5 protein-coding genes are annotated in these 4942 nt (G+C 71.6%); all 5 read left to right on the top strand.

Annotated features, from left to right (window positions below):
* Window positions 1-2006, top strand: a 2006-nt coding sequence (gene infB, locus G3I53_RS17915; protein WP_164438548.1) for a translation initiation factor IF-2, incomplete at its 5' end; no start/stop codon positions are given.
* Window positions 2007-2201: 195 nt separating this feature from the next.
* Window positions 2202-2498, top strand: coding sequence for a DUF503 domain-containing protein (locus G3I53_RS17910; protein ID WP_164333401.1), 297 nt, complete (start codon window positions 2202-2204; stop codon window positions 2496-2498).
* Window positions 2499-2545: 47 nt separating this feature from the next.
* Window positions 2546-2995, top strand: coding sequence for a 30S ribosome-binding factor RbfA (gene rbfA, locus G3I53_RS17905; RefSeq protein ID WP_164333398.1), 450 nt, complete (start codon window positions 2546-2548; stop codon window positions 2993-2995).
* Window positions 2992-3897: a tRNA pseudouridine(55) synthase TruB gene (truB, locus tag G3I53_RS17900; protein WP_164333397.1), complete on the top strand. Its 906-nt coding sequence runs from the start codon at window positions 2992-2994 to the stop codon at window positions 3895-3897. Before rbfA ends, truB begins: the two co-directional genes overlap by 4 nt.
* A 347-nt stretch (window positions 3898-4244) precedes the next feature.
* Window positions 4245-4942 (top strand): trypsin-like peptidase domain-containing protein (locus G3I53_RS17895; protein WP_164438547.1); only part of this gene is annotated, 698 nt, incomplete at its 3' end.

Below are 4942 nucleotides of genomic sequence, written 5' to 3'. Positions count from 1 at the left end.
GTCCCGGCGGCGGCTTCGGCGGCGGCGGCGGCCGTCCCGGCTTCGGTGGCCGTCCCGGCGGTCCCGGTGGCCGCGGTGGCACGCAGGGCGCCTTCGGCCGTCCCGGCGGTCCCGCGCGTCGTGGCCGCAAGTCGAAGCGGCAGAGGCGCCAGGAGTACGAGGCCATGCAGGCCCCGTCGGTCGGCGGTGTGATGCTGCCTCGCGGCAACGGCGAGACCATTCGCCTGTCGCGCGGTGCGTCGCTCACCGACTTCGCGGAGAAGATCAACGCCAACCCGGCGTCGCTCGTCGCGGTCATGATGAACCTCGGCGAGATGGTCACCGCGACCCAGTCCGTCTCCGACGAGACGCTCCAGCTCCTCGCGGACGAGATGAACTACACCGTTCAGATCGTCAGCCCGGAGGAGGAGGACCGCGAGCTGCTCGAGTCCTTCGACCTGGAGTTCGGCGAGGACGAGGGCGACGAGGAGGACCTGGTGGTCCGTCCGCCGGTCGTCACCGTCATGGGTCACGTCGACCACGGCAAGACCCGTCTGCTCGACGCCATCCGCAAGACCAACGTCGCCTCCGGCGAGGCGGGCGGCATCACCCAGCACATCGGTGCCTACCAGGTCACGACCGAGGTCAACGAAGAGGATCGCAAGATCACCTTCATCGACACCCCGGGTCACGAGGCGTTCACCGCCATGCGTGCCCGTGGTGCGAAGTCGACCGACATCGCGATCCTGGTCGTCGCGGCCAACGACGGCGTCATGCCGCAGACGGTCGAGGCGCTCAACCACGCCAAGGCGGCCGACGTCCCGATCGTCGTCGCGGTCAACAAGATCGACGTCGAGGGCGCCGACCCGACCAAGGTGCGCGGTCAGCTGACCGAGTACGGCCTGGTGGCCGAGGAGTACGGCGGCGACACCATGTTCGTCGACATCTCCGCCAAGCAGGGTCTGCACATCGACAGCCTCCTCGAGGCCGTCGTCCTCACCGCCGACGCCTCGCTCGACCTGCGGGCCAACCCGAAGCAGGACGCGCAGGGCATCTCGATCGAGTCCCGGCTCGACCGCGGCCGCGGTGCCGTGGCGACCGTCCTCGTCCAGCGAGGCACGCTGCGGGTCGGCGACACGATGGTGGTGGGCGACGCCTACGGCCGCGTGCGCGCCATGCTCGACGACACCGGCAGCAACGTCGCCGAGGCCGGCCCGTCGACGCCGGTCCAGGTCCTGGGCCTGACCAACGTCCCGGGTGCGGGCGACAACTTCATCGTCGTGGACGAGGACCGTACGGCCCGTCAGATCGCCGAGAAGCGTGCCGCCCGTGAGCGCAACGCCGCGTTCGCCAAGCGCACGCGCCGCGTCTCGCTCGAGGACCTGGACAAGGTGCTCAAGGCCGGCGAGGTCCAGCAGCTGAACCTGATCATCAAGGGTGACGCGTCCGGATCGGTCGAGGCCCTCGAGTCCTCGCTGCTCCAGCTGGACGTCGGCGAAGAGGTCGACATCCGCGTCCTGCACCGCGGCGTCGGTGCGGTCACGGAGTCCGACATCGACCTGGCGATGGGCTCCGACGCCATCGTGATCGGCTTCAACGTGCGCGCCGCCGGGCGGGCACAGCAGATGGCCGAGCGCGAGGGTGTGGACGTCCGGTACTACTCGGTCATCTACCAGGCGATCGAGGAGATCGAGGCGGCCCTCAAGGGCATGCTGAAGCCGGAGTACGAAGAGGTCGAGCTCGGTACGGCGGAGATCCGCGAGGTCTTCAAGTCGTCCAAGCTGGGCAACATCGCGGGTGTCCTCATCCGCTCCGGCGAGGTCAAGCGCAACACCAAGGCGCGCCTCATCCGCGACGGCAAGGTGGTCGCGGAGAACCTCACCATCGAGGGACTGCGTCGCTTCAAGGACGACGTCACCGAGATCCGTGAAGGCTTCGAGGGCGGTATCAACCTCGGGAACTTCAACGACATCAAGGTCGACGACGTCATCGCGACGTACGAGATGCGCGAGAAGCCGCGGGCGTAACCGCCACGGTCCGCGCGCCGGCCGACGGGACTCCTCGTCCCGTCGGCCGGCGCGTGCCCGGTCCCGGACCGGCCGGGAGCCGCGGGGCGCAATATCCGTCGATCAAGCGGCCCGCTTCGTTGTACCGTTCGTGATGTCCCCGCCCACTGGATGGCGGGGCCATCGATCCCGTGCCGGCGGGTGAACCGGTTGCACATGTATGTGGGGACGCTGTCCTTCGACCTCCTCCTCGGCGACGTACGGTCGCTGAAGGAGAAGCGCTCCGTCGTCCGCCCGATCGTCGCCGAACTCCAGCGCAAGTACGCGGTGAGCGCGGCCGAGGTGGACCACCTGGACCTGTACCGCAGGGCGCTCATCGGCCTCGCGGTGGTCTCCGGCGACGCGGGGCACATCACCGACGTGCTGGACCGGTGCGAGCGGCTGGTCGCCGGGCATCCGGAAGTGGAGCTGCTGTCCGTCAGGCGGCGCTTCCACGGCGAGGACGACGACTGACGACCAGCTTTCGAGAACGAGATCAGGAAAGAACGGGAGACGGACCAGTGGCCGACAACGCGCGGGCGAAAAGGCTGGCGGACCTCATCCGAGAGGTGGTGGCCCAGAAGCTGCAGCGCGGGATCAAGGACCCGCGGCTCGGCTCGCACGTCACCATCACGGACACCCGGGTCACGGGTGACCTGCGGGAGGCGACCGTCTTCTACACGGTGTACGGGGACGACGAGGAGCGCCAGGCCGCCGCGGCGGGCCTGGAGAGCGCCAAGGGCGTCCTGCGCTCCGAGGTGGGCCGGGCGGCCGGCGTGAAGTTCACGCCCACCCTGACCTTCGTCATGGACGCCCTCCCGGACACGGCACGCAACATCGAGGACCTCCTCGACAAGGCGCGCCAGTCCGACGCCAAGGTGCGCGAGGCGTCCGCGGGCGCCACCTACGCGGGCGGCGCCGACCCGTACCGCAAGCCGGACGACGACGAGACGGACGACACCGCCGAATGACGCAGAAGCCCCCCACGCCCGACGGCCTTGTCATCGTCGACAAGCCGTCGGGTTTCACTTCGCACGACGTGGTCGCCAAGATGCGGGGCATCGCGCGCACCCGCCGGGTCGGCCACGCCGGCACCCTCGACCCGATGGCCACGGGCGTCCTCGTGCTCGGCGTCGAGAAGGCCACCAAGCTGCTCGGCCACCTCGCGCTGACCGAGAAGGAGTACGTCGGCACCGTCCGGCTCGGCCAGACCACGGTCACCGACGACGCCGAGGGGGACATCACCTCCTCCACCGACGCCTCCCAGGTCACCCGTGAGGCCCTCGACGCCGGGATCACCGCACTGACCGGCGCCATCATGCAGGTCCCGTCCAAGGTCAGCGCCATCAAGATCGACGGCGTCCGGTCCTACAAGCGGGCCCGCGAGGGCGAGGACTTCGACATCCCGGCCCGGCCGGTCACCGTCTCCTCCTTCGTCCTGCACGACGTCCGGGAGGCCGTCGCCGAGGACGGCACCCCCGTGCTCGACCTGGTCGTGTCCGTCGTCTGCTCCTCCGGCACCTACATCCGGGCCCTCGCCCGCGACCTCGGCGCCGGACTCGGCGTCGGCGGGCACCTCACCGCGCTGCGCCGCACCCGCGTCGGCCCCTACCGGCTCGACGCCGCGAGGACACTGGACCAGCTGCAGCAGGAACTCGTCGTGATGCCCATCGCCGAGGCCGCCGCGGCCGCCTTCCCGCGCTGGGACGTCGACGCCCGGCACGCCCGGCTGCTCACCAACGGCGTCCGGCTGGAGCTGCCCGAGCTGTACGCGGGCGCCGGTCCGGTGGCCGTCTTCGGCCCCGGTGGCACCCTGCTCGCCCTGGTCGAGGAGCACAAGGGCAAGGCCAAGAGCCTGGCCGTCTTCGCCTGACGGACCCGCAGCCGGTCCGGCCCCCACCGTCGCCCTGTCGACGAGCCGCCCGGTCGGCTCGTCGACAGGGCGACGGTGCTTCCGCGCCGACCGGTTCCGGCAGTCCCCGCCCGTGGAGAGGCGTCACGGGGATTCACCTGCCGCCGCTCCACGGTCCCCCTCGGTTCCCCCACCCCTAGGGTGTATCCACCAGCCCCGCTCTGTTCACCCGTACGTGCAGGCGCTCGGAGTGAACCGGGGGAGCGGAAGGGGGCGCGTTCGCCGCAGGGCGTTTCCCGCTGATCATCGTGGCCTACTGTTCAGAACGAAGGCACGGTGGTACGGCAGTACGGCGGGGAGGTTCGACGATGACGTCGCGCAACCGGCTCCGTCGCGGATCCGACACCCCTGACGGACCGGACACCGCTCAGGAGCCCGGCGGAGCACCGCCCGGGCCGCCCCCTCCCGAGGACCTCCTGGTCGGCGTCCACGACCTCGCCGGCCGGCCCCGCGGCACCGGCTTCCTCGCCGACCACCACGGCACCGTGATCACCAGCCACGAGGCCGTCGACGGACTGGCCCGCCTCGTCCTGCACGCCCCGGGCGGCCGGACCTGCGTGGTCGACGCCGACGCCGTCACCCCGCTGCCCGCCCTCGACCTCGCCCTGGTCCGCAGCGAGGGACTCGGCCTCGACCCGCTGCCGGTCACCGCACGCGACCGGGTCGCCAGCGGCACCTACGTCACCCTCGCCGCCGGATGCTGGCGCGAGGCGCGCGTCCTGGGCGCCACCACCGTGACGTACACCGCCACCGACCGCTTCCACCGCCTGGACGACGCCCTCGAACTCGCCATCGGCACCGCCGGCCGGGACGCGCTGCGGCTCGGCGGCGGCGCGGCCGGCGGCCCCGTGGTGGACTCCGCCACCGGAGCGGTGCTCGGCGTGCTCGGCACCGCCCTCCGCTCGGCCCACCGCGACACCGGCTTCGCCGTCCCCCTGCGCTCCCCGGCCCCCGCCGGGACCGACGGGACCCCGGGCGGGCCCGAGGACCTCCCCGCCCGGGCCCA

It is taken from the genome of Streptomyces sp. SID14436 (genome assembly GCF_010548465.1).
Lineage (GTDB): Bacteria > Actinomycetota > Actinomycetes > Streptomycetales > Streptomycetaceae > Streptomyces.
The sequence above is the reverse complement of the archived record's forward strand: the minus strand, read 5'-3'. Positions and strand labels throughout refer to the sequence as shown.